The sequence below is a fragment of the Phytoactinopolyspora endophytica genome, assembly GCF_004138495.1.
GTDB classification, from domain to species: domain Bacteria; phylum Actinomycetota; class Actinomycetes; order Jiangellales; family Jiangellaceae; genus Phytoactinopolyspora; species Phytoactinopolyspora endophytica.
In genome coordinates this window covers 158,734-160,195 of record NZ_ML142855.1, presented here as the reverse complement: position 1 = coordinate 160,195, position 1,462 = coordinate 158,734, and the positions used below count along the sequence as shown (strand labels likewise).

Genomic DNA, 1,462 nt, shown 5'->3' with positions numbered 1-1,462 from the left:
GAGTTCGACCTCGAAGGCGAACTCGACCTGCACGGTTTCCTCGGTCTCTCGGAGGATACGCGCGCCGGTTATCAGAGCATCACGGTCACCTACAGGGTCGACGCCGACGCCACGCCGGAGCAGATCGACGAGCTGTGCCGGTATGTCCAGAAGACCTCACCAGTTCTGGACATCATCCGCAACCCTGTCACCGTGACAGTCACACGCACCTGACTCACGCTTGCCCCGCACGGGGTGAGAAAGAACCGGCGCGTTCGAGGCGAACCCGAACGCGCCGGTTCTTCGCAAATAGTGGGCGTCGGTTCACACAGTGCCGCAGACGAACGACTCGAGGGTCGTCTTCCGACGACGGTCGCCGCATCGGGCGCACACCCCATTCGGCGGACAGTTGTCACATGGGGAGTTCTGTATAGGGGCATGCCGGAGGCACTTCGGACCCGCAGCCCGTCCGCGCCGGACTCACAGCAGGTCGTGCTCGTAGGCGTACGCGGTGGCTGCGGCGCGGGACGAGACGCCGAGCTTGGTGAACATGTTGCTCAGGTGCCGGGAGACGGTCTTCTCACTGATCACCAACGTGTCGGCGATCGCCCGGCTGGTCGCACCGGTCGCCAACAGACGGAGCACCTCGACCTCACGCTGGCTCAGCCCGCAGGGTCCGCGAGCCGCCATGCGCCGGGACAGGTCGGCCACGTGCGCCAATGCCGGTTCCGCACCCAGTTCCTCGAAGACCAGGCGCGCGGCGTCCAGCTCCATCTCGGCCGTGTCATGGTCTCCCAACCGCCCGCACGCGCGAGCCATCAGCACCCTGACCCGAGCTGCCTCGTACGGCGCCTCTAGCTCACACCAGGCCAGCCAGGCTCTACGCAGACTGACGCAGGCCTCCGCCGGCTCGCCCTCGGCCAGCAGCGCTGAGCCGCGCGCGGAACCGGCGACAGCACGCAAGTAGGGTGAGTCGAAGTCCGCTGCGATCTTCTCCAGTTCGTCTGTCGCCGTCCACGCAGCCTCTACGTCACCGGTCGCGAGTGCTATCTCGACGCAGGCGGCCAGAACCCGCGCACGCTCCACTGGGAGCTGCACCTCGCGCACTACGCGCCGGATCGCCGCGCCGGCGTCGTCGCCGCGGCCCTGTGCCAGCCGTAGCAGAGCAAGACCCGGATGCACCGGATGCCCACATGCGCTGGCATCGCGGTAACTCTTCTCGGCTCGAGCGAACTCACCCCGCAGCCGGTGCAGCTCAGCCTGCTGGTAGAGCGCCATGCCCAGCACGGGATCGCCCGGCGGGTCGGACAAGTGCTCATAGGCCCGCTGTGCCTCTGCCATGGCGTCCGACCAGTCTCCGCGCAGTTGCATGATCTCCGAGCGGTGTACCAGGCACTGCCCGCGATAGGGTTTGAGGCCCTGTTGGGCGGCGCACCACCGGCTCAAGGCCACCGTCCACTCCTGCGCTCGCCCCAGATCGAAG

At 67.4% G+C, this 1,462-nt stretch carries 2 protein-coding genes; one reads left to right on the top strand and one right to left on the bottom strand.

Annotated features, from left to right (window positions below):
- On the top strand, positions 1–213 hold a 213-nt coding region (locus ELR45_RS37990), incomplete at its 5' end, for an OsmC family protein (protein ID WP_205856664.1).
- Between the two features lie 246 nt (positions 214–459).
- On the opposite strand, the gene ELR45_RS37985 is transcribed toward ELR45_RS37990, so the two are convergent.
- Positions 460–1,462: LuxR C-terminal-related transcriptional regulator (locus ELR45_RS37985; RefSeq protein WP_205856663.1), on the bottom strand; the 1,003-nt coding region annotated here is incomplete at its 5' end.